Here is a 22,026-nt window from a genome sequence, read left to right as displayed (position 1 = left end):
CAGAACCAACAAAGGATTTCTCACTCCGGACCCCGCGCGACCGGGGCGTTCCAGCGCCGCCAGAGCGCGACCACCCTGACACTGACCACCACCGCGGCCGCAGCGACGGTCACCGGCCCTTCCGGAAGTTGCACAGCGTGACCGACGGCGACGAGCGCCGAGCCGGCCAGCGCGGCGACGGCGTAAATCTCCTTCCGCAGGACGAGCGGGATTTCCCGGAGCAGCAGATCGCGCACGGCGCCCCCGCCGATGCCGGTCGTCATCCCGATCAGACACGCGGCGTAGACGGTGGCGCCGGCGTTGAGCGCGGTGGTCGTCCCGGCGGTGGCGAAGATGCCGAGGCCCAGCGCGTCCGCGAGCAGCACCCCGCGCCGCAGCCGCGCGACCTGCGGGTGGAAGACGAACACGACCAGGGCGGTCCCGGCACAGACGGCGAGGGAGGGCCAGTGCCGCAGGGTCGTGGGCGGGTGGATGCCGAGCAGGACGTCCCGGATGACACCACCGCCGAGCGCGGTGGTGAGCCCGACCACGACCACACCGAAGACATCGAGCCGCGCTCGCACGGCGGCGAGCGCGCCGGACGCGGCGAAGGCGACGAGCCCGACGAACTCCAGCGCCGTGAGCAGCATTTACTGATCGAGAAGGCCACCGCGGTAGGCCAGCAGCGCGGCCTGCACCCGGTTGGCCGCGCCGATCTTGGAGAGCACGGCGGAGACGTACCCCTTGACGGTGGCTTCGGAGAGGTGAAGCCGCCCCCCGATCTCGGCGTTGGAGAGGCCCTGCCCGATCAGCGCGACAACCTCACGCTCCCGTTCGGACAGCGAGGCGAGCAGCTTCCGGGCGGGCTGAGCAGCACGTTGTTCGTCCCGGTGCGACTGAACCATCCGCGCAGCAACACCGGGGTCGAGCACGGCACCACCCTTGGCCAGATCCCGGACGGCACGCAGGAGGGCGGCGGGATCGATGTCCTTGAGCAGGAAGCCGTTGGCCCCGAGCCGGAGGGCGAGACTGACGTACTCGTCGATGTCGAAGGTGGTCAGCATGGCCACGGTGGGCGGGTCGGGGAGAGCGAGGATGGCCCGCAGCGCGCGGATGCCATCGTCGGGAGCGCGCATCTTGATGTCGAGCAGGGCCACATCGGGGTGGTAGCGCCGGGCAACCTCCACGGCGGACCTGCCGTCGCTGGCCTCGCCCACGATCTCGATGTCCTGAGCCCCGGACATCATCGCGCGCAGCCCCGAGCGCACCAGTTCCTCGTCGTCGGCGAACATGAGCTTGATCAACGAAGCCCTCCGCAACAGCCGGTGGAGGCGGCTCCCCGCATCCCGTTAACGAAGGTTACCTACTGTTGTTCAGCAGTTCGAAACCAGACACGACCAGGTGAGGCACTGGTCCGTCCAGGTCAGGTGCGGTCCGCCACCCGGTGAGGTGTATCCGCCATGTGGGAGAGGCCCGAGAACCACTCACCTGGGTGACGACGAGAGTCGGGTTACTCCATCCGTGCCCCTGCTGCTGCAGGTGGCTTCGGCAGGCTAAGCTGACCCGGCAGTAGCAGGCCCTCGTAGCTCAGGGGATAGAGCACCGCTCTCCTAAAGCGGGTGTCGCAGGTTCGAATCCTGCCGGGGGCACACCACGTTTCGCTCGGGCACTCCGGCGATCAAAACCTCCCTTTCAGTGACTGCCCCACGAGCGGACCACCTCTTCGGCGGAACCCGCCATAGGGCAATCAGATACCAGCTCGGTTCAGCCGTTCGATGAAGCTGGGTTTGCGCGCGTGCGTCTGCCGCAATGCGGTGGTACGCAAGGCGAAAGTATTGTCGAGGTCCTCACGATCGGCGAGTGCCCGGAGATCGGTGAGCAGCGCGACGGCGGCGTCGTAGTCAGCCGGTTTTCGGGTAGCGATCAGCGCGTCGACGCGCGACCACGCGGCGTCTCCCTCTTCGGCGAGCCTGTCGAGTCGTCGCTCGCGGGCCAAGGAGCGCGCTTGTTGCCAACGTGCCTCCTCTTCAGCGCGCTGCCTGGCCGCACAACGCTCGTGATCGCCCCGCCGACGCGCCGCTGCGTCGAGCAGATCGGCCACGGTCCGGCGGGCCGGGAGGGGGACGGCCGGAGCAGTGTCTCCGCGGTAACAGCGCAGCAGCTCCATTCGCACCCGCGCGCCCTCCCCCAGCAGGACACGCACGAGGAGCCGGTTCTTTTCGGCGGTCGGCAGGTCGGGCACCCAGGCTGCCAGATCATCGGGATCTTCGGCGGTGTCCTCGAGCGGCGGAGAAGCCTGGGCCGCGGTGGCGAGGAGGTCGTCGTCGAGGCGGAGGAAGTCAGCCAGTGCTCGCTGCGCCGCACTGAGCGCGCCCAACCCGGGCGGCACCGGCGGTTCGGTGTCGTTGTCGGCGTCGCGGTCGAACATGTCCTCGTCGCGCTCCCATGCGCCGTAAGCCGCCAGCCAGGCGAGGTAGAGCGGCCGGAGGTCACCGGCGGCGAGTTCGTCGCGAACTCCGACGATCGCCGACAGCAGATCTTCGGGGTCGTAGTCGAAGTCGCCGGTGTCGTCTTCGCTCGTGAAGTCGAGCACGGTGAACTCGCCCGTTGCCCAGGCAGTCACCCCGTCGCCGACGCAGTAGTCCCCCGCGACATCCGGATCGAGCAATTCAGACGGCAGGCGGAACATCACGCGTTGGGTGCCCCAGTTGGCGACGTACAGGTGCGCGTCGTAGTAACGCTCCATCAGATGACGCGGGTCCCCCTTGAAGTCGCCCCAGTGGTATTCGTTCACGAAGCTGGTGGCGGTAATCCTCGCCCGGGTGGAAAGGGACCTGATCTCAGCTTGTTCGCCGGCGTCCAGTGGCCGGTCGATCGCCAGGAACTCGTAGTACTGGTATTCGCTCACGGCTCGTCCAGTTCGTCAGCGCTGGTGAACGGCTTCGCCCGGAAACTCGATTCGTCGCCCAGGTGGAAGAACAAGTGTCCTTCCAACGTGTTGTCGTCGACCAAGAGCGCCCAGCCGCGTCCGCTGACCTGGTCGCCCTCGTCGACACCGTCCCAGGTGAACTCGACGCCGGGCGAACCGTCACGTTCGATCCCGCGGCAGTCCAGCCATCCGGTGACGGCGATGAACCTGACCTGTCCGGTTTGGTCGGTGGCGAACTCGATGAAGCCGGGTCCGTCCAGGTCGATCGCTTCGCGGTCCCAGGCGCTCATCTCCGTGATCCGCCACCGGCCGGCCAACCGCATCGCAGATTTCGGCAAACTTCGGGCCATAAGGTGGAATAGTATCGTTCGTACCGCACGAAGCATGCTGGTGAACTCCGGGGACCGATGGCCTTCGACACCGTCTGGGCCTGACTGCTCACAGCTGGTCCGCCCACCGGGCGCCGTACGCCAGGCCCGGCGTCAGGTAGCGGAACTGCAAGTGCGCCTCCCCCGCCGCGTCCAGTTGCAGGGCACGCCCGCGATAGCCCGGGTCTGCGATGTCCCTCTCGAACGCGCCGTCCAGCGCCACCACCTCCAAAGGGCCCTCTTTGCCGAACCGCACCCTCAGGTCGAACACCTCGCACCGGTGCCGCGGGACGTAAACCATCCGAGACGACTGCTCCACCGGGAACACCGCCGCGAACTCCCACGACTCGCCCCGCGACAACGCAGCCGGCAGCTCCACGGACCCCTCCCGCAGCGTTCCTCCGTACAGCACGAAACCCTCGCCGGCGGAAAAGGCCAGGTCGAACGACCGCAGACCGTCCTGATCGGCCACCACCCGGTGCTGCTCGAACACACACGACTCCTCCACCACCAGCGCCACCGTCAACGCCGCCGTGTGCCAGCGGCCCGGCTCGACGAGCGGAGACGGGGGCGGCGATGCCAGCTCCGCCAGCAAATCGATCGCCTCGTCCACGCGGCGCCGGACCGTTCGCGGGTCTCGGTCCAAGCGATCCGCTGCCCACCGCACTCTCTCCTGGTACAGCGGCTGGCGGGCCTCCGGCGAAATCGCGAAGGCCGCCAACGCCGCTACCTGCAAATCCTGCGGTAAATGCGCCACCAGCTCGGACAGCCGGCCGGACACCTTTTCCCGGATCGCCACCATTCCGTCCGGCTCCGCAATCCCGCACGCCGCGCGAAGCGAAGGACCTACCCGGTCCGGGAGCCTGCTCGCCTGCAGGCCGCGGCCCTTCCGCAACGTCTTCAGCTCCGATACCAGCTCAGCGCGCTCCACCGTTGTCTCCTTCAGTGCGTTTCCATGACGCCTCCTTCCCGGACAGGGTGCGGTCGGCCGGTGGACGGGAAGTGGACAGAACGTGCATCACCGAGGCGATCAGCGCCGTGCCCATGCGGATGCCGTCGCGGCCCAGGTACGTGCGGAACGTTCCGATGCGGTCGAGCGCGTCCTGGTCCGCGTCGCCCAGGCCGAACGCCACCACCCGGGGACAGCGGGGCCACAACGGGTCCGTCAGTGACGCGAACGCGGAAGGCCAGGTCACCGGGTCCGTCGGCTGGCCGTCGGACAGGAAGAACACCAGCGGGCGGTGGACGCGCACCCGGTGGCGCTCCAGAGCCCGGACATCGCGGTCGATCGAGGACCTGAGGAACGTGAACAGCGGGCCGAAGTTCGTTCCCGCGCACGGCCCCGGTTCGGGGAGCTCGGCGAGGTCGTCCATCGGCAGCAGCGACTGGACCACCTGCGGTTTCTCCCCGAATCCGACCACGCTGCAGAACACGCGGCCAGCGACCGACGCGTCCGCGTGGACGGCGCCGCGGAACTCGCGCAGCCCGGTGTTCAGCTCGTCGATGTGGTCGGTCATCGAAAGCGAGACATCGCAGGCCACGTAACACGGCAACACGTCGGACCCCATATTGGTTTCTCCTTCACACCCCGGGTGGACCGGCGGAGTGTGCCAAGCCCGCGTGCACCGAACGTGGAAGAAATGCGGATTTCCGAAACCCGGACGGCCGATTGCGCGACATCAAAAGAGGACAGCAAGCTGACGCCGGGGAGGCCGCGTGGAGTTTCGGATGCTCGGCCCGCTGGAGGCGTGGCACGACGGCGTGCCGGTGCAGCTGGGCGACCAGCAGCAGCGGTTCGTCCTCGTCGTGCTGCTCCTGAACGCGAACAAGCCGGTGCCGCCCGCTCGGCTCACCGAGATCGTCTGGGCCGGCCGGGAAACCCGCCCCACCCTCGTGCGCAGCTACATCAAGCGGCTGCGTGACGTCGTCGGGGACGCGACCATCGAAACCACCCCGACCGGCTACCTGCTGCGGGTCGGCGAGGACCAGCTGGACACCGCGCGGTTCGCCCGGCTCCGCGCCGAAGCCGCGGACGTCCGCGTCGACGACCCGCGCCGGGCGATCACGCTGCTGCGCGCCGCCGTCGGGCTGTGGCGGGGGAAGTTCCTCGAGGACATCGACATCGACCGCGTCGGCGGGCCCGAGGTGATTTCGCCGGACGACAGCTACCCCGACGTCGTCGGTGACCTGGCCGAACTCGAGCTCGAGTCCGGCGATCACCGCTCGGCGCGCGACCGGCTGCGGCCGCTCGTGCAGGCCGATCCGGCCAGCCAGAAGCACGCCGCGCTCCTGATGCGCGCCCTGCTCGCCGGCGGCGACCAGGTCGGCGCACTCCGCGTCTTCAACACGACTCGCGATGCCCTCGCCCGGCTGCGGATGGCGCCCGGGCCGGTGCTGCGCAAGCTCGCCGCGCGGGCCGAACAGGGCGATCCGCCCAGCTCGCTGCCGTCCCGGCCCGGCGGGTTCACCGGCCGGGCCGCGGAGATCGCCGCCATCGAGACGGCCGCCGCGGCCGGGCGGCGCGCGGTCTGGGTCAGCGGCGCGCCCGGTGTCGGCAAGACCGGCCTGGCCGTCGAGGCCGCCCACCGCCTGCGCGACCGCTTCCCCGACGGCCAGCTCCTGGTTCGCCTGAACGGGTTCACCCCGGGCGTCGACGCGGTCGACGTCGGCGACGCCCTCAGCGAGCTGCTCGTCGAACTCGGCGTGCCCGCCGAACAGATCCCGGCCACCGTGGGCCGCAAGGTCACGCTCTACCAGACGACGCTGTGGGGCACCCGGACGCTCGTCGTGCTGGACAACGCCGCGTCGCCGGAGCAGATCCGGCCGCTGCTGCCCGATGCAGACGGCTGCCTGGCCGTCGTCACCAGCCGGCGGATGGGCGACGCCGACACCGGCGAAAACATCCGGCTCTCGCCGTTGCCGCCCGGGGAAGCGGCCGAGCTGTTCCACGCTCTGGCCGGTCCGGCGCGGCTGCGCGGCCGCACGGCCGAGGTCGCCGCGGTGGTCACGCGGTGCGGTTTCCTGCCGATGCCCATCCGCGTCGCGGCCGCGCTGTTCCGGCGGCACGACCGGTGGCCGCTGGAGCACCTGCTCCGCCTGCTCGAAGAGAACGGGCCGTGGGGCGAGGCGGACGGCATCGCCGCCGTCCGGGTGTCCTACCAGCAGCTCGGGGAGCCGCAGCGCGCCATGTTCCGGCTGCTCGGCAGCTTGCCCGGGCCGGACGTCGGCATCACCGGCGGGGCCGCCCTCGCCGGCTGCGACGTCACCGAAGCGCGGTCGCTGCTCGACGACCTCCACGAGGTCAGCCTGCTGGAGGAGGCCGCGCCCGAGCGGTACCAGATGCTCGATCCGCTGAAGGAGTTCGCCGCCGACGAGCCGTCGCCCGGGCACGCGCTGGTGCGGCTGCTCGACTACTACCTGGTCACGCTGGCGGCCGCGGTCCACGCCGCGTACCCCTTCGACCGGGCTCAGCTGCCTTCGACGTCGGACCGGTCCTGCCCGGTGACGCCGGTCTTCGCCGACGCCGACGCCGGGCTGCGCTGGATCGTCGCCGAACGCGACAACCTCGTCGCCGCCATCCGCTACGCCGCCGGTCACGCGCTGCCCGAGCACACGTGGCGGCTGGCCGTGCTGCTGTGGCGCTACTTCAACACGACCAACCAGTTCGAGGACTGGGTCGGCACCCTCGAGCTCGCCTGGCGGATCGTCTCCGCCGACCCCGGCAACGACTACGGCCAGGCGCACGTCCTGCTGCGCCTGGCCACCGCGCACGACCGGCGCGGGGAGCTCGCCGAGGCACTGGAACGCGCCGCCAAGGCCCTGCCCAAGTGGCGCCGCCTCGGTGACCCGCGCGGCGAAGCGGCAACGCTGTGCGCGCTCGCGATCCCCACGATGGAACTGGGCAAGCACGAGCAGGCGATCGCGCACCTCGAGGCCGCGCTGGCCAAGTACGAGGAGACCGAAGACCGGCGGGGCGAGGCCCACGCGCTGAGCATGCTGGGCTACCTCAACGAGCTGCACGGGAACCTCCAGGTCGCGCTGCACCAGCACAAATCCGCCGCGCGGATGCTGCGGGAGATCGGCCACGTCCAGGGCGTGGCCCACGCGCTCAACAACCTCGGCTCCGTGCAGGAACGGCTCGGCCTGCTCGCCGAAGCGCTGGCCAGCTACACCGACGCGCACGCGCACGCCGCCGAAGTCGGCGACCACTGCGTCGAGGCCTACGCGCTGAACAACATCGGGAACGTGCACCGGCAGCGCGGCCGGTACGCCGAAGCCGTGCGCTACCACGACAAGGCCCGGGAAGTGGCGGCGAACGTGCCGGACGCGGACCTGCGCACGCAGCTGTACCTGGACCGCGCCGCGACGGCGCTGGCCCGTGGGGCCCGGCAGGAGGCGCTCACCGCCGGCAAATCGGCCCTGGACCTGGCCGACGGCAACGGGAACCGCGCCTACCGGGCCCGGGCGCACCGCGGTGTCGCGGAGACGCTGCACACGATGGGCGACCACGAAGGCGCGGTGGCCCACTGGGCCGCGGCCGAAGCCGAGTTCGCCGCCCTCGACCTGCCGGAGGCCGGCGAGGTCCGCGAGGAACGTTCGGCGCTGAGCTGCGCCTGCGGCCCGCGGTGAGCCGTGAGCGGCCGCCCCGGCTGCCACTCACGGCGAACCGTCAACCGTGCCAGGGGTTGCCGTCGGTGGTGGGCGTCGGCGTCGGGGTGACGACGGGGGCGGCCGGCGCGCCGCCGTTGTCGTCCGCGGACGCCGTGGTGGAGCCGATCAGCGGCAGCGCCGCGAGGGCGCCGATCGCGAACACCGAGCCACCGATTTTGGCCAGCTTTTTGAACATGACGAATCCTCCTCGGGAATGGGTGATCGATCCGGGCTTCGGAGAATTCCGTGCCCACCACCGAGGATTCGCGTCACCGCATTGACCGACAAGGGGTTTCCTGTTTCATAAACGAACAGGAAACAGTTCCCGGCTCAGCGCCGCCGCCCCGGCCAGGAGCACGCCCGCGGCCGTGAACAGCGCAATCGACGTCGTCGTCGCGGTCAGCAGGGCGCCCAGAATGGCCACTCCGAGGGCCGCACCCGCCTGGCGGGAGGCGTTCAACGCGCCCCCGGCGACGCCGGTCAGCTCGAGCGGGGCCGCGGCCACCACCATCGCGAGCAGCGACGGGATCGCCAACGAGACCCCGAAGCCCAGCAGGGCCAGCGCGACCACCGACAGGGTGGCCGCCGTCGTGCACGCCTGGAGCAGCGTTCCTCCCGACATCAGCACGAAGCCCGAAACCGCCGGAATTCGCGGGCCGAAACGAGCCACCAATCGGCCGGTGAAAATCGGGTTGACCGCCGTCGGGATCGTCAGCGGCAGGAAGGCCAGGCCGGTCGTCGACGGCGGATAACCGCGGGTTTCCTGGAAATACAGCGACAGCACGAACAGCACCCCGGACAACCCGAAGTTCACGATCGCGCCGGCCGCCAGCCCGAGCGGGAACGCGCGGGCGCGGAACAGGCGCGCCGGGAGCACCCGCTGGAACCGCACGAACACCGCGGCCGCGGTGACGGCGAGCAGCAAGGCAACCCACGACCGCTCGATCAGCGCGTAGGACAATGTCGACAAAGCGACGACGGCCGAAAGCTGGCCCGTGACGTCGATGCGGCCGGGCCGCGCCGGACTCGCCGGAGCCGATCGGGACAGCGCCCAGGCCACCGCGGCCACCGGGACGTTGACCACGAAGATCGCCCGCCAGCCGAACACCTCCGTCAGGACACCGCCCAGGAGCGGGCCGGCCACCAAGCCGGTTCCGCTGACCGCGGCCCACACCCCCATCGCCTTCGCCCGCGCGGCAGACGCCGGGTAGGCCGCCGCGATCAGCGACAGCGACGAAGGCACCAGGAGCGCGCCTGCGATGCCGAGGAGGGCCCGGAGGGTGATCAGCATCGGCGTCGAGAACGACAGCGCCGACAAACCGGACAGCGCCGCGAACGCGATCAGGCCGAGCGAGAACACCCGGCGGGCGCCGAAGCGGTCGGACCACGCTCCCGCCGTCAGGAGGAACGCCGCGAACGTCAGCGTGTAGCCGTTCGAAATCCATTGCTGCGCCGGCAAAGACGGCGACAGGGCCGGGAGCGCGACCGTCACGATCGTCGTGTCCAGCATGACCAGGAAGTAACCCAGCGAAAGGCCGGTGAGGAGTCTTGCCACCAGAGCAGCCTGGACGCTCGGTGACGCCGGTGGAAGCAGGCAGTTACGATGGCGGGTATCGGGAACGCCGATGGGGGCTGCCATGGAACTGCGCCACCTGCGCACCTTCCGCGTCGTCGCGCGGACGCTCAACTTCACCCGCGCCGCCGCCGAGCTGCACTACGCGCAATCCAGCGTCACCGAGCAGATCCAGGCCCTGGAGGCCGAACTCGGCTCGAAGCTGTTCGAACGCGGGCGGCGGCTGCGCCTCACCGGCGCCGGGGAACGGCTCATCGGGTACGCGGACCAGGTGCTCGAGCTCGTCGAGGAAGCCAAGGCCGCGGTCGACGACGAGCGCGGCGAACCCGAAGGCGAGCTGACCATCGGTGCCCTCGAAACGCTGTGCGCGCAACGGATCCCGGCCCTCTTCGGCGCCTACCGGACGCGCTGGCCGCGCGTGCGGGTCAGGCTCGAAGAAGGCGGCCGCGGCGAGCTGTACCAAGCCGTCCAACGGTCCGAAATGGACGTTTGCTTCACCTTCGGCGACGCACCCGCCGATCCGGCGCTCGCCAGTGCGTCCCTGGGCACCGAACCGCTCGTCGTCCTCGTCCCGCCGGGACATCCGCTGGCGGACAAGGAAGAAGTGCGGCCCGGCGACCTCGACGGCGTGGGCTTCCTGGCGACGCCGAAAGGCTGCGGCTTCCGGGAGATGCTGGACCGGATCGACGGACCCGTCGTCGAAGCCGAGGTCGGCAGCCTCGCCGCCCTCGCGCGGTGCGTGGCCGCCGGCCTGGGGTGCGGGCTCGTGCCCGCCCTCGTCGACCACGATGGCGCGGTCGCCGTCCCGCTGGCCGGGGAGACCACCGACGTCACCATGACGTGGCGGCGGCGCGACGAGCACAAGCCGAGCGTCGCCGCGCTGCTCGCCACCGCCTACGCGTTGTCCAGCACCGACAGCAGCTCGTCCGGCAGCTCCAAGGTGAAGGCCGGGGCGATCGACTCGTAGTGCTCCCACGTGCGCGGCCCGATCAGCGGGAGGGCTCCCTTGCGCAGCAGCCACGCCAGCGCCACCTGGTTGCCGGTGGCTCCCAGCGAGGAGGCCACTTTGGACACCGCGGCCAAGCGCGCCTCACTGTCCGGGCCCGCGTACGACCGCCAGATGGGGGTCGACTCCCGGTAGGCGGCGTCGTCGTAGATTCCGCGCAGCAGCGAGGAATACGCCGCCAGGGAGACATCCGGGTGCTCGTCGAGCCAGTCCAGCAGCTCGGCGCCCGCGATCGAGGAAACGTCGGCGCCAGTGGGGCGCAGGTACGAGTGCTGGACCTGGACCGCCACCGGGGAAGCCCAGCCGTTGGCCGCCGCCAGCGACCGGATGCGCTCCAGGCGCCACGTCCGGACGTTGCTCCAGCCGATGTACCGCACCTTGCCCGAACGGACCAAATTGTCCAAAGCGGACAGTGTCTCCTCGAGCGGGGTGCGCCGGTCGTCGACGTGGACGTAGTAGAGATCGATGTGGTCGGTGCCCAGGCGGCGCAGGCTCGCCTCGGCCTCGCGCTCGATCACCGCCGCGCCGGCACCCTCGAACGCGCGCCCCACCGCGTCCCAGTCCGTCGTGCCGTCCGGCTGCCGGGCGGCGCGGGCCGCCGGGAGATCCGTGATGCCCGCCGACACCTTCGTCGCCAGAAAGATGCGGTCGCGCCGGCCCCGCAACAGCTTGCCGAGCTGGGTTTCGCTCTCCCCGCCCGAGAACTGCTCGTCCACCCACCAGGCGTAGCAGTTCGCCGTGTCCAGGAAGTCGCCGCCGGCGTCGAGGTAGGCGTCCAGGATGCGGGCGGACGTCGGCTCGTCCGTCGACGTGCCCATCAGCATGCAGCCCAGCGACACCTGGCTCACGTACTGGCCGGTCCGGCCCAGTTCCACCTTTTTCATGCCGACCACGCTAAGCCCGGATCGGTCCGGTACTACAGTCCAATATCGTGGCGGGATCACAGACCGATTGGGGCGTGCTGCTGGAACCGGCCGGACCGGGCCCGAAGCACGAACAGCTGGCCAGGGCCCTGCGCAAGGCGATCCGGGACGGCGTCCTGGACGGCGCTGTCCCGCCGAGCCGCCGGCTCGCCGCCGACCTCGGGTGCTCGCGGTGGGTCGTCACGCAGGCCTACGCCCAGCTCGTCGCCGAGGGGTACCTGGCCGGGCGCACCGGGTCGGCCACCCGGGTCCGGCGGGTGGGTGACGCCGTGGCGGCACCGGAACCGGTGCGCCCGGCGCCGCCGCGGTACGACCTCGCTCCGGGCCTGCCCGACCTGCGGAACTTCCCCCGCCGGCCGTGGGCGGAAGCGGTGCGCGAAGTCCTCACGACCACGCCGCACCCGGACTTCGGGCTGCCCGAGCCGGCCGGGCACCCCCGGCTGCGGCGGGTCCTGGGCGACTACCTCCGGCGCGTCCGCGGCGCCGCGCCCGGCACCGTGCTGGTCTGCGGCGGCGTCACCGACGGGGTGACCGGCGTGTGCCGCGCCCTGGCCGAGCGCGGCCGCACCCGGCTGGCCGTCGAGGACCCCGGGTGGACGCGGCTGTGGCGGGCGGCCGAAAGCGCCGGGATGACCGTCGATCCGGTGCCGGTCGACGACGAAGGCATCAACGTCGGGCGGATTCCGGCGGGCGTGCGCGCCGTGCTCGTCACGCCCGCGCACCAGTTCCCGACCGGCGCCGTCCTCTCGCCGCGGCGGCGGGCCGAGCTCCTCGCCTGGGCGCGGGACGTCGACGGGCTGATCCTCGAAGACGACTACGACGCCGAATTCCGGTACGACCGGCGGCCCGTCGGCACCGTCCAGGGCACCGACCCGGGGCGGGTTGCGCTCTTCGGGTCGGTCAGCAAGACGCTCGGCCCCGCGCTCGGGCTCGGCTGGGCCGTGCTGCCTCCACAGTGGACAGTGCGGGCGCACCCGCCGCCCGTGGTCGACCAGCTCGCGCTGGCCGGCTACGTCGAAAGCGGCGGCTACGACCGGCACCTGCGCAGTGCCCGGCTGCGGTACCGCGCCCGGCGCGACCGGCTCGTCGCCGCGCTGGAGCCCGCGCGGCTTTCCGGCGCCGCGGCCGGGCTGCACCTCGTGCTTCACCTCGACCGAGACGCCGCGGCGGTCGTCCGGAAGGCGAAGGCGGCGGGCGTCAAGGTGGCCGATCTCGACGACTACCGCTCGGCCCCGGGCGAGCCCGCCCTCGTCCTCGGCTACGGCAACCTCGCCGACACCGGCGTCGACGCCGCCGCGCGGCTGCTTCGCGAGGCTATGACAACGGTTTGACCTGGTTGCCGCCTTCTCAAATCCCCGGCGATGTGAAAAGCTGCTGGACAGTCCGCTCCTGACAACGTTGTCACCACTGGGAGGTGCGCCCCATGGGGTCGCAAAGCAGACGGCTGATCGCCGCCGCGGCCGTCGGGCTCGTGGTCGCCGCGACGAGCCAAGCCACCGCACACGCCGCCGCGCCGGTCGATCCGGTGAGCCTGGTCAACCCGTTCGTCGGCACGCAGAACTTCGGCAACACCTTCCCCGGCGCCAGTGCGCCGTTCGGAATGGTGCAGGTCAGCCCGGACACGGGCGGCCAGGGTGGCTACGACTACCTGCAGAACGCGATCTACGGCTTCAGCCAGACGCACCTGTCCGGCGTCGGCTGCGGCGTCATGGGCGAGCTGCCGATCATGCCGACGACCGGCGCCGTGGACAACGTTGACAAGAACGCTTACCGGTCCGAGTACAGCCACGACGACGAGCACGCCGAGCCCGGCTACTACCGCGTCGGCCTGCAGAAGTACGGCGTCAACGCCGAGCTGACGGCGACCGCGCGCACCGGGTGGCAGCGCTACACGTTCCCCTCGACCGGCGCGGCGAACGTCCTGTTCAACACCGGGGAGGCCAACCAGTCCGTCAAGGACTCCGAGATCCACGTGGTCGGCGACCGGACCCTCGAAGGCCGCGTCCGCGCCGGCGGGTTCTGCGCCGGGCACGACGAACACACCGTCTACTTCACCGCGACCTTCGACCGGCCGTTCAGCTCGTTCGGCACCTGGCGCGATTCGACGCGCACGCCCGGCGGCCGCGACGCCGCGGGCACCGGCGGCAACGGCGCCTGGGCGAGCTTCGACGCGACCACCGACCACGACGTCGTGCTCAAGGTCGGCCTCTCCTACACCGGGCTCGACGGCGCGCGGAAGAACCTCGCGGCGGAGACGTCGAACTACGACTTCGACGCGACGCGCGCCGCGCTGCACCAGCAGTGGGCCGACCGGCTCGGGGCGATCAAGATCGCCGGCGGCACGACCGAGCGGCAGACGGCGTTCTACACCGCGCTCTACCACGCGCAGCTGCACCCGAACCTGGCCGGCGACACCGACGGCACGTACACCGGCTTCGACGGCAAGGTGCACACCGCGAGCGGCTACACGCCGTACCAGAACTTCTCGCTGTGGGACACCTACCGTCCGCAGAACCAGCTCCTGGAGCTGCTGGAACCGCAGGTCGCGCGGGACGTCGCGCTGTCGGTCGTCGCCATCGGGCGGGACGGCGGGTGGCTGCCGCGCTGGGCGCTGGCCGAGAGCGAAACGAACATCATGACCGGCGACCCGGTGACGCCGTTCCTCGTCGAGGCGTGGTCGAAGGGCCTGCTCGCCGGGCACGAAGAAGAGGCCTACGCGCTGCTCAAGAAGAACGCGACGAGCACACCGCCCGCCGACTCGCCGTACAACGGCCGCTCCGGCGTGAACTACTACAACGACCGCGGTTACATCCCGAGCGGGCTGACGCTCGGCAAGGACTGCGCGGACAAGGGCGGCGACAACGACTGCACGCACCCGGCGTCGGCGACCATGGAGTACTCGGCGGCCGACGCGGCGCTCGCGTTGATGGCGAAGGGGCTCGGCCACCAGGCCGACGCGCGGGTGTTCGCCGACCGCGGTCAGTGGTACCGCAACCTCTGGGACTCCTCGATCGGCCAGTTCCGCCCCCGCACCGCCGAGGGCACCTGGCTGTCGCCGTACAACCCGGTCGACGCCGACCACCAGTTCCACGAGGGCGGCGCGTACCAGTACCAGTGGCTGGTGCCGCAGGACCCGGCCGGGCTGGTCTCCCTGATGGGCGGCCGGACGGCGACGGAGAAGCGCCTCGACGCGTTCTTCGCCTACAACAACCTCTTGAAGGACCCGGCGGGCACCGCGCGGAAGGACTGGATCGCCAGCCCGTACGACTACTACGGCAAGCCGACCTACAACCCGAACAACGAGCCCGACCTGCTCGCGCCCTACATGTACAACTGGGTCGGCGCGCCGTCGAAGACCGCGACCGTGGTCCGCGCGGCGATGACGCTGTTCACCACCGGCCCCGACGGCATGACCGGCAACGACGACCTCGGCACCATGTCGGCCTGGTACGTCTTCTCGTCGCTCGGGCTGTACCCGACGATGAGCGGCGCGAACTTCCTCGCGCTGTCGAGCCCGCAGTTCGAGTCGGCGACCGTCCGGATCGGACAGTACGGCTCCGCGCAGGGCGGGACGCTCACGGTGTCGGCGCCGGGCGCGAGCGACGCGAACCGGTACATCCAGAGCGTGTCGCTCAACGGCCGGGACGTCCGGCAGACGTCCCTCGACTGGTCGGCGCTGGCGCACGGCGGGACGCTTTTGCACAAGCTCGGGTCGCGGCCGTCGTCGTGGGGAACTTCGCCGTCCGCGACACCGCCGTCGGTGAACAAGGCGCCGGGCGACCCCCGGCGGCACGTCGACGCCGCGTTGCGGCAGACGTCCGTGGTGATCCCGTCCGGCCCGGCGCAGCAGGTGCACCTCGACCTCGACGTCCTCGCCCAGAACCCGGCGTTGCAGCCGGTGACGGTTTCGGTCTCGGCCGGTGCGTGGAAGACGCGGGTCCGGCCGCTGCAGCTGATCTGGTCCGGACGGCTGCCGGTGCAGCAGACGGTGCCGATCACGGTGAACGTCCCGGCGGGAGCGGCGCTCGGGACGTACCCGGTGGACGTCAAGGTGTCCGGGCTGGGCGCGAACACGGTGACGCGCTCGGCGACGATCGAGGTCCGGATGCCGTCGGTGTGCGCTTCCGCCGGCTCGCAGTGCGCGGTCGACCTGGCCCGCGACCGCAACCACGACGGCACGGCGACGGTGGAAGCCTCCTCTGACGGCAACTTCGACGGCAGCGGGTGGAGCTACGACGCTGCGCTGCTCCCGGCGGCGGGCCCGGTGGTCTGGGACGGCGTCACGTACGCGGCGCCGGACGCTTCGGGGACTTCGCCCAACTTCGTCGAGGCCCGCGGGCAGTCGCTGCTGCTCCCGGCCGGTCAGCATGCGGCGTTGAAGCTGGTCGGGTCGTCGCACAACGGCCCGGTGTCGACGACGGTGACGGCGCACTACACCGACGGGACCAGCGCAGACTTGGCCGTGACGTTCGGCGACTGGGCGGGGTCGGGCAGCCCGGTCGTGCTCGAGATGCCGCACCGGATCAAGGCCGGGAGCGGGGTCGACGGGCCGCCGGTCCGGCTGTTCGGGGTTTCGGCCGCGCTGGACGGCGCGAAGACGGTGCAGTCGGTGAGCCTGCCGAACGACCCGCGGGTGGAGCTCTACGCGCTCACCCTGGCGTGACGGTCCGGTTCGCCGGCTCCCCGGCGAACCGTTCCGCCAGGTCAGGGAAGCCGAACACGGTGATCCGCGCGATGCCGCCGTGGCCCGCGGTCAGCACCACCACCCCGAACGGCTCGCCGCGGTACCGGACCGCGGCCGCCGGCTGGCCGTTCGCGCGCGACGGCGTCATCCGCCACTCCCCGGGCTCGCCGATTACGTGTCGCAGGAAGGCGACGCAAGTGCGCTTTCCGGCGAACCACGTCCGGGACGGCAGCGCCTCGATCACCGCGTCCTCGCGCAGGATCTGCTCCAAGGCGGCCAGGTCGGAGTTCGTGAACGCCGTCAGATAGCGGTCCAGCAGCTCGTGTTGCTCCGGCTCGGTGAGCTCGCCGACCGCCGGGGCGTCGTGGAGGGTGGCCCGGGCTCGCTGGAGCGCGCTCTTCACCGCCGCGACGCTCGTGCCGAGCATTTCCGCGACCTCGGCCGCCGGGAAGGCCAGCACCTCGCGCAGGATCAGGACCGCGCGCTGCTTCGGCGGAAGCAGCTGGAGGCCGGCGATCAGAGCCAGCCGGACGCCGTCACGGGCTTCGGCGATGGCTGCCGGGTCCGCCGAGTCCGGGGTGATCAGCGCGTCCGGGATCGGCCGCGGCCAGGCGTCGGCCAGGACCGGCGGGGCGTCCGGGTCCGTCGTGGGTGGGCCCAGCCCCGAGGGGAGCGGCAGCCGCCGGCGCTGCTCCAGCGCGGTGAGGCAGGCGTTCGTCGCGATGCGGTAGAGCCAGGTGCGCAGCGATGCCCGGCCTTCGAAGCGGTCGTAGGCGCGGAAGGCGCGCAGGTAGGTCTCCTGGACCACGTCCTCGGCCTCGTCGGGGGTGCCGAGCATGCGGTAGCAGTGGGCCAGCAGCTCCCGGCGGTACGGCTCGAAGTCCACGGTCATACCTTTGCCGACCGGTGCGGGCGGTGAAAGGAATCGGTGAGCTCCGGAGGCTGCCTCAGGCGACGATCCGCGGTTCCGACGCCAGCCGCGACAGGACGTGGGTCAGCCGGCGCGCCGCCACCTCCCACTCCTCCAGCGCGCTTCCGCGGCCCAGCGCCGCCGTGCGCAGGGACCTTCTCAACTCCGGATCGGCGTACCAGCGGTGCAGGGCGTCCGCCAGTGCGTACGGGTCCTCCGGCTCGACCAGCAGGCCCGGCATCTCGCCGTCGGCGTCGACGCCCAGTGCGTCGTACACCCCGCCCACCTCGGTGGCCAGTACCGGGATTCCCCTGGCCAGCGCCTGGGCCACGAACATGCCGGACGTCGCCGCGCGGGCCGGGATCACCAGCAGGTCGGCCGCGTTGTAGGCCGCGCCGAGGTCGACCGCGTCGCCGGCCAGCGTGATCCGGTTGCCGAGGCCGAGCCGCTCGATGGACCAGCCGAGCTCCTCGACGTACGCCTTGTCCGTCTCCAGCGAGCCGGCGAACACGCACGACAGCGCCAGGTGGTCGACCTCGCCGAGGGCCTGGACCAGCACGTCGTGGCCGTTGCGGCGGGTCACGTCGCCCACGCACAGCAGCCGCGACACGCCGTCCGCGCCCGCCGCGAGCGGGGCCGCGTCGGTGCCCGGTTTGGCGACGTACACGCGGCTCGGGTCCAGGTCGTGGCGGTCGATCAGCAGGCGGGCGAGCCACGGGCTCGTCGCGACGACCATCCCGGCCATCCGCAGCGTCTCGCGCTCGCACGCGTCCAGCTCCGCGGCGTGCGCCGGGGCCAGCCCGGGCTCGTCGGCGAGGGCCTGGTGCACCAGCACCGCCAGCCGCAGCCGCCGCGCGTGCGGGACGACGATCTCCGGCACGCCCGAGGCGATCATGCCGTCGAGCAGCACCACCGTCCGGTCCGGCAGCGCGGCCAGCGACCGCGCCAGCCGGCGTCTCGACGTCGCGTCCGGCTCCGGCCAGTCGCCGGCGATCGGCAGCTCCAGCACCGGCTGCCCGACGGCGGGCAGGTTCTGGCACATCCGCTTGTCGTAGGTGTCGCTGCCCGGCGGTGCGGCCGGGAGGATGAACACCATCGGGTCGGCGGGTCTCATCGCGCGCGCCGGAGCAGGTCGGGTTCGGGAACGGACACGGCTTCCTCCAGCGTGGATCGACGGCGGTGACGGCTCATACGTCACACGCACCCCGACCCGCGAAGGTTCAGCTGCTCTGCGAGTCGATTTTCCAGACGCCGCCCTCTTGGACGAGCGTGAAGGTGTCGTTCTCGGCGTTCCCGCCGTCGTAGGACACGCGCGCGGTGACCCGGCCGGGCCCGACCTCCCGGGGATTGCTCACGTTCACCGACTTGTACCGGCTCCAGAAGCTCTTGTACGTCTCGTACGTCTGGTTGCGCGAAGCCTTGAAGTGCGGCGTCAGCAGGTTCCAGGCCGCCGCCGGATTGTTCGGCAGCAACCCGTAGTAAGCGGTGAGGGCGTCGACGGCGGACTTCGACGAAGCCACCGTCGAAACCGTCTGCGAAGTCGGCGCGGTCGAGGGCGCCGACGTCGGCGTGGCGGACGGCGACGGCGTCGGCGAAGGCGACGGAGAGGGGGTGGCCGACGCCGAGGTCGCCGGCGTCTCCGACGGCGGCGGCGCGGCGGTGTCCTGCGGCGGCTTCTGCCGCACGACCAGCAGGATCGCCACGACGACCGCCACGCACAGCAGCGCCGCGCCCGCCCCGACGGCGATCAGGCCCTTGCGCGCGCCCGGCGACACCGTGGTGACCTCCCCCACGGGCACGGTGACCGCGGCCGGCACGGTCGGGACCGCCGGCGGCTCGGTTTCGGGCAACGTCGCCGCGAGCACCGAGTCACCCGGTTCCGCGTCCTGCAGCAGCGCCCGCAGTTCCTGCTCGACCTCGTCCATCGACGGCCGCTCGGCCGGCTCGGTGGCGAGCATCCGCACCAGCAGCGGCGTCAGCCGGCCCGCCTTCTCCGGCGGGGCGGTCTCCCCGCTGGACGCCTTGTAGAGCAAGGCGATCGGGTTGTCGGCGACGCCGTAGGGCGACTGGCCCTCGACGGCGGCGTACAGCGTGGCGCCGAGCGAGAAGACGTCGGCGGCGAAGTCCGCGTCCTCACCGCGGGCCACCTCGGGCGCGAGGTACGCGGGCGTGCCGGCGATCTCCCCGGTGGCCGTCAGCTTGACGTCACCGATCGCGCGCGAGATGCCGAAGTCGGTGATCTTCGCCGTGCCGTCCTCGGAGACCAGGATGTTGGCCGGCTTCACGTCGCGGTGCACGATCCCGGCGCGGTGCGCGCCGGCCAGCGCCGAGCTGATCTGCACGCCGACGCGGATGGCGTCGTCCACCGTGGCCGGTTCCTCGCCGAGCACGACGGCCAGGCTCTTCGACGGCAGGTACTCCATCACCAGCCACGGCCGGTCCTCCTCCTCGAGGACGGCGAACACGGTGATCGCGTGGGAATGCTGGAGCCGGGCGGCGATCCGCGCCTCGCGCATCGCGCGGTTCTTCGCCTCTTCGGTGCGGTGCTCGTCGTGGTCGTGCGGCAGCAGGAGTTCCTTGATCGCCACGGTGCGGTCGAGCTTTTCGTCCTGGGCCCGCCACACCGTGCCCATCGCGCCGCCGCCGATCGGCTCGAGCAGCCGGTACCGATCGCGGATCCGGCGACTTTCCACGAGCATCCACCATTCTCCGAAGTGGCCGACGAGATCCGGTCAGCATGCCAGCCTGGGCGGCCGACCGGTACCAACGTAACCGAAAGCCTTGCGCGGACAGCGCAAAAGAGCGCTGTGGCGCCGCCCACGGTGTACCCAGGAATCCTAACGAACAACCCCGTACGCCCGATCAAGCGCGTCCACGATCTCCTTGCGCAGCCCGGTGCCGACGGCGATCGTCGCCGCGGAACCCACCGTGTGCTCGCTGCCGTCGCGGTCGACGACGGCGCCACCCGCCTCGCGCACGAGCAGCACGCCCGCCATGGTGTCCCACGGGTTGTTGGACAAGATCACTGCGGCGTCGAGCTTTCCGTCCGCCACCCAGGCGAGGTCGATCGCCGCCGTGCCGAGCATCCGGATCTTCTGCGCCCGCGCGCCGAGGTCCGACAGCAGCGTCAGCCGGGCCCGGTTCTTCTCCTCGGCGAGCTCGCCGATCGCGAAGTCGCCGACGGCGATCATGGCGTCCGAAATCTCCGTCGCCGTGGAGGCGCCGACGCGCTTTCCGTTCGCGAAGGTGCCTTCGCCGCGCGCCGCGGTGTAGGTGACACCGAGGTACGGCAGCGCGATCGCGGCGACCGTGCTGTGCTCGCCCTCCACCAGCGCCAGGGAAATCCCGCAGAGCGGAATTCCGCGGGCGAAGTTCGCGGTCCCGTCGATGGGGTCGAGCGCCCACCAGCGGTCACCGCCGTCCCCGCTGAGGCCGCGCTCCTCGCCGAGGATGCCGATCTCCGGCGTCTCGGCGGAGAGGAACTCCCGCAGCGCGTCCTCGACCGCCGTGTCGACGTCGGTCACCAAGTCCCGATCGCCTTTCGCGGAAACGGAAAAACTCGGGCGCGACCGGACGATCTCCGTCGCCTTCGCCACGGCCTCGCGCGCGACGTCCAGTAGTGCGGCATGCTCGGTCATGCCACCAACCTAGTGAAGGGCCGCGGTCATGACCGATCTGTTCCCGCTCGCCACCACCGCCGACGAGCAGGAGCGGCGGGCGTCGGTGGCGGTGCTGCCGGTCGGCAGCTTCGAGCAGCACGGCGCGCACCTCCCGCTGGTGACCGACACGGTGATCGCGGCGACCCTCGCGCGCGCGGTGGCCGGCGCGTACCCCGTGCTCCACCTGCCGCCGATCACGATCTCGTGCTCGCACGAGCACGCGGGGTGGGCGGGCACGGTGAGCATCTCGGCGCGCACGCTGCACGCCGTGGTCACCGACATCGCCGCGTCACTGACGGCGTCCGGGGTGGACCGGCTGGTGCTGGTCAACGGGCACGGCGGCAACTACGTACTGTCCAATGTGGTCCAGGAAGCCGCGGGCGCGATGGCGCTGTTCCCCGGCGTCGCGGACTGGCAGGCGGCGCACACCGCGGCCGGCCTGCGGACGTCGCTGGACGACGACATGCACGCGGGCGAGCTGGAGACGTCGATCCTCCTGCACGCCCACCCGCACCTGGTCCGCCCGGGACACGAGACGGCCGACCACGTCACCGACCGGGACCACCTGCTGACGCTGGGCCTGCGGGCGTACACGGAGTCGGGGGTGGTCGGCCGCCCTTCGCTGGCCAGTGCGGCCAAGGGGCACGTCCTGCTGGACACGCTGGTCCAGCGCTTCGCCGGCGTCCTCGAGGCGCTAGGCGCCTGAGCAGGCCTGGTCGAGGTGCGGCAGCAGGTGGGCCATCCGCTCGGCCTTCGTCCGCAGGTACCGCAGGCTCTCCGGATTCGGCGGGACCAGCAGCGGGACCCGCTCGCTGATGCGGATTCCGTAGCGCGTGAGCTGTTCGACCTTCTCCGGGTTGTTGGACAGCAGCCGCACCGAGCGGACGCCCAGGTCGGTCAGGATGCCCGCCGCCGCGTGGTAGTCACGGGCGTCGACCGGCAGGCCCTGCGCCACGTTCGCGTCGACCGTGTCGAGGCCCTCGTCCTGCTGCAGCCGCATCGCCTCGAGCTTCGCGAGCAGGCCGATCCCGCGGCCCTCGTGGCCCTGGACGTACACGAGCACGCCGGAGCCCTCCGCGACGATGCGGTCCAGCGCCACCGCCAGCTGGTCGCCGCACTCGCAGTGCGTCGAGCCGAAGACGTCCCCGGTCAGGCACTCGCTGTGCACCCGGGTCAGCGTGCCGAGTTCGGCGATGTCTCCGTAGACCAATGCGACCTGCTCGGTGCCGGTGCGGTCGAGGTACCCGACCGCGCGGAACGTCCCGTGCCGGGTCGGTAGCCGGGTCTCGACCACCCGCTCGACCACGGCCCGGCGCGCCTCTCTTGCTGTCATGGCCTCCACCTC

The 22,026-nt window shown here is 71.4% G+C and carries 19 protein-coding genes and 1 tRNA gene; 6 read left to right on the top strand and 14 right to left on the bottom strand.

The window, feature by feature from the left end; translation table 11 throughout:
* Positions 1–20: 20 nt before the first annotated feature.
* Both Q5425_RS15545 and Q5425_RS15540 read right to left on the bottom strand, forming a co-directional pair.
* Positions 21–629, bottom strand: a complete 609-nt coding sequence (locus Q5425_RS15545) for a TRIC cation channel family protein (protein ID WP_308672923.1) — start codon at positions 627–629, stop codon at positions 21–23.
* On the bottom strand, positions 630–1,283 hold the full coding sequence (locus Q5425_RS15540) for a response regulator transcription factor (RefSeq protein ID WP_247058120.1): 654 nt from the start codon (positions 1,281–1,283) through the stop codon (positions 630–632).
* 272 nt (positions 1,284–1,555) lie between these two features.
* Here Q5425_RS15540 and Q5425_RS15535 point away from each other — a divergent pair.
* A tRNA-Arg gene (locus Q5425_RS15535) sits at positions 1,556–1,628 on the top strand.
* 98 nt (positions 1,629–1,726) lie between these two features.
* On the opposite strand, the gene Q5425_RS15530 is transcribed toward Q5425_RS15535, so the two are convergent.
* The 4 genes from Q5425_RS15530 to Q5425_RS15515 all read right to left on the bottom strand — a co-directional run bounded on the left by Q5425_RS15530 (position 1,727) and on the right by Q5425_RS15515 (position 4,844).
* Complete coding sequence (locus Q5425_RS15530; RefSeq protein ID WP_308672922.1) at positions 1,727–2,887, bottom strand: hypothetical protein; 1,161 nt, start codon at positions 2,885–2,887, stop codon at positions 1,727–1,729.
* Positions 2,884–3,198, bottom strand: coding sequence for a hypothetical protein (locus tag Q5425_RS15525; protein WP_308672921.1), 315 nt, complete (start codon positions 3,196–3,198; stop codon positions 2,884–2,886). The genes Q5425_RS15530 and Q5425_RS15525 overlap by 4 nt, the downstream gene beginning before the upstream one ends.
* 148 nt (positions 3,199–3,346) lie before the next feature.
* Complete coding sequence (locus tag Q5425_RS15520) at positions 3,347–4,078, bottom strand: hypothetical protein (RefSeq protein WP_308672920.1); 732 nt, start codon at positions 4,076–4,078, stop codon at positions 3,347–3,349.
* A 115-nt stretch (positions 4,079–4,193) separates the two neighbouring features.
* On the bottom strand, positions 4,194–4,844 hold the full coding sequence (locus Q5425_RS15515; protein WP_308672919.1) for a hypothetical protein: 651 nt from the start codon (positions 4,842–4,844) through the stop codon (positions 4,194–4,196).
* Between the two features lie 148 nt (positions 4,845–4,992).
* Here Q5425_RS15515 and Q5425_RS15510 point away from each other — a divergent pair, with 148 nt between their 5' ends.
* Complete coding sequence (locus tag Q5425_RS15510; protein ID WP_308672918.1) at positions 4,993–7,905, top strand: tetratricopeptide repeat protein; 2,913 nt, start codon at positions 4,993–4,995, stop codon at positions 7,903–7,905.
* Positions 7,906–7,945: 40 nt separating this feature from the next.
* On the opposite strand, the gene Q5425_RS15505 is transcribed toward Q5425_RS15510, so the two are convergent.
* Both Q5425_RS15505 and Q5425_RS15500 read right to left on the bottom strand, forming a co-directional pair.
* The gene (locus Q5425_RS15505) at positions 7,946–8,122 is read right to left on the bottom strand and encodes a hypothetical protein (RefSeq protein WP_308672917.1); all 177 of its coding nucleotides are present in this window, start codon (positions 8,120–8,122) and stop codon (positions 7,946–7,948) included.
* Positions 8,123–8,227: 105 nt separating this feature from the next.
* Entirely contained in the window at positions 8,228–9,565 is a 1,338-nt protein-coding gene (locus Q5425_RS15500; protein ID WP_308672916.1) for an MFS transporter, read from the bottom strand.
* Here Q5425_RS15500 and Q5425_RS15495 point away from each other — a divergent pair.
* Positions 9,564–10,466: a LysR family transcriptional regulator gene (locus tag Q5425_RS15495; RefSeq protein WP_308672915.1), complete on the top strand. Its 903-nt coding sequence runs from the start codon at positions 9,564–9,566 to the stop codon at positions 10,464–10,466. The genes Q5425_RS15500 and Q5425_RS15495 overlap by 2 nt on opposite strands.
* Here Q5425_RS15495 and Q5425_RS15490 read toward each other — a convergent pair.
* Positions 10,394–11,389, bottom strand: coding sequence for an aldo/keto reductase (locus Q5425_RS15490; RefSeq protein WP_308672914.1), 996 nt, complete (start codon positions 11,387–11,389; stop codon positions 10,394–10,396). The genes Q5425_RS15495 and Q5425_RS15490 overlap by 73 nt on opposite strands.
* Positions 11,390–11,436: 47 nt before the next feature.
* On the opposite strand from Q5425_RS15490, the gene Q5425_RS15485 reads away from it, so the two are divergent.
* Together Q5425_RS15485 and Q5425_RS15480 are read left to right on the top strand one after the other, a co-directional pair.
* Positions 11,437–12,759 (top strand): PLP-dependent aminotransferase family protein, encoded by a 1,323-nt coding sequence (locus tag Q5425_RS15485; protein WP_308672913.1) that lies wholly within the window; start codon positions 11,437–11,439, stop codon positions 12,757–12,759.
* Positions 12,760–12,851: 92 nt separating this feature from the next.
* A complete protein-coding gene (locus tag Q5425_RS15480) occupies positions 12,852–16,091 on the top strand; it encodes a GH92 family glycosyl hydrolase (RefSeq protein ID WP_308672912.1) in 3,240 nt (1,079 codons plus the stop codon).
* Here the strand turns inward: Q5425_RS15480 and Q5425_RS15475 are convergent.
* From Q5425_RS15475 to Q5425_RS15460, 4 genes are all read right to left on the bottom strand, one after another.
* A complete protein-coding gene (locus tag Q5425_RS15475; protein WP_396135176.1) occupies positions 16,078–17,004 on the bottom strand; it encodes an RNA polymerase subunit sigma-70 in 927 nt (308 codons plus the stop codon). The two genes, Q5425_RS15480 and Q5425_RS15475, sit on opposite strands and share 14 nt — an antisense overlap.
* A 55-nt stretch (positions 17,005–17,059) precedes the next feature.
* Positions 17,060–18,118, bottom strand: coding sequence for a glycosyltransferase (locus Q5425_RS15470; protein ID WP_308673110.1), 1,059 nt, complete (start codon positions 18,116–18,118; stop codon positions 17,060–17,062).
* A gap of 124 nt (positions 18,119–18,242) precedes the next feature.
* Entirely contained in the window at positions 18,243–19,721 is a 1,479-nt protein-coding gene (locus tag Q5425_RS15465; RefSeq protein ID WP_308672910.1) for a serine/threonine-protein kinase, read from the bottom strand.
* A 138-nt stretch (positions 19,722–19,859) separates the two neighbouring features.
* The gene (locus tag Q5425_RS15460; RefSeq protein ID WP_308672909.1) at positions 19,860–20,660 is read right to left on the bottom strand and encodes an inositol monophosphatase family protein; all 801 of its coding nucleotides are present in this window, start codon (positions 20,658–20,660) and stop codon (positions 19,860–19,862) included.
* A 28-nt stretch (positions 20,661–20,688) separates the two neighbouring features.
* Between Q5425_RS15460 and Q5425_RS15455 the strand changes: the two genes are divergently transcribed.
* A complete protein-coding gene (locus Q5425_RS15455) occupies positions 20,689–21,387 on the top strand; it encodes a creatininase family protein (RefSeq protein WP_308672908.1) in 699 nt (232 codons plus the stop codon).
* On the opposite strand, the gene ribA is transcribed toward Q5425_RS15455, so the two are convergent.
* Positions 21,376–22,014, bottom strand: a complete 639-nt coding sequence (ribA, locus tag Q5425_RS15450) for a GTP cyclohydrolase II (protein ID WP_308672907.1) — start codon at positions 22,012–22,014, stop codon at positions 21,376–21,378. The genes Q5425_RS15455 and ribA overlap by 12 nt on opposite strands.
* Positions 22,015–22,026 lie beyond the last annotated feature (12 nt).

The sequence above is a fragment of the Amycolatopsis sp. A133 genome (genome assembly GCF_031082405.1).
GTDB lineage: Bacteria > Actinomycetota > Actinomycetes > Mycobacteriales > Pseudonocardiaceae > Amycolatopsis.
This window is presented reverse-complemented; position numbering and strand designations above follow the sequence as displayed.

Excerpts from the sequence above, each read along its gene's own strand:
- Q5425_RS15545 (WP_308672923.1), bottom strand. The coding sequence starts at position 629 with ATGCTGCTCACGGCGCTGGAGTTCGTCGGGCTCGTCGCCTTCGCCGCG.
- Q5425_RS15525 (WP_308672921.1), bottom strand. The coding sequence starts at position 3,198 with ATGAGCGCCTGGGACCGCGAAGCGATCGACCTGGACGGACCCGGCTTC.
- Q5425_RS15520 (WP_308672920.1), bottom strand. The coding sequence starts at position 4,078 with ATGGTGGCGATCCGGGAAAAGGTGTCCGGCCGGCTGTCCGAGCTGGTG.
- Q5425_RS15515 (WP_308672919.1), bottom strand. The coding sequence starts at position 4,844 with ATGGGGTCCGACGTGTTGCCGTGTTACGTGGCCTGCGATGTCTCGCTT.
- Q5425_RS15505 (WP_308672917.1), bottom strand. The coding sequence starts at position 8,122 with ATGTTCAAAAAGCTGGCCAAAATCGGTGGCTCGGTGTTCGCGATCGGC.
- Q5425_RS15495 (WP_308672915.1), top strand. The coding sequence starts at position 9,564 with ATGGAACTGCGCCACCTGCGCACCTTCCGCGTCGTCGCGCGGACGCTC.
- Q5425_RS15500 (WP_308672916.1), bottom strand. The coding sequence starts at position 9,565 with ATGGCAGCCCCCATCGGCGTTCCCGATACCCGCCATCGTAACTGCCTG.
- Q5425_RS15490 (WP_308672914.1), bottom strand. The coding sequence starts at position 11,389 with ATGAAAAAGGTGGAACTGGGCCGGACCGGCCAGTACGTGAGCCAGGTG.
- Q5425_RS15480 (WP_308672912.1), top strand. The coding sequence starts at position 12,852 with ATGGGGTCGCAAAGCAGACGGCTGATCGCCGCCGCGGCCGTCGGGCTC.
- Q5425_RS15475 (WP_396135176.1), bottom strand. The coding sequence starts at position 17,004 with ATGACCGTGGACTTCGAGCCGTACCGCCGGGAGCTGCTGGCCCACTGC.
- Q5425_RS15470 (WP_308673110.1), bottom strand. The coding sequence starts at position 18,118 with ATGGTGTTCATCCTCCCGGCCGCACCGCCGGGCAGCGACACCTACGAC.
- Q5425_RS15465 (WP_308672910.1), bottom strand. The coding sequence starts at position 19,721 with ATGCTCGTGGAAAGTCGCCGGATCCGCGATCGGTACCGGCTGCTCGAG.
- Q5425_RS15460 (WP_308672909.1), bottom strand. The coding sequence starts at position 20,660 with ATGACCGAGCATGCCGCACTACTGGACGTCGCGCGCGAGGCCGTGGCG.
- Q5425_RS15455 (WP_308672908.1), top strand. The coding sequence starts at position 20,689 with ATGACCGATCTGTTCCCGCTCGCCACCACCGCCGACGAGCAGGAGCGG.
- ribA (WP_308672907.1), bottom strand. The coding sequence starts at position 22,014 with ATGACAGCAAGAGAGGCGCGCCGGGCCGTGGTCGAGCGGGTGGTCGAG.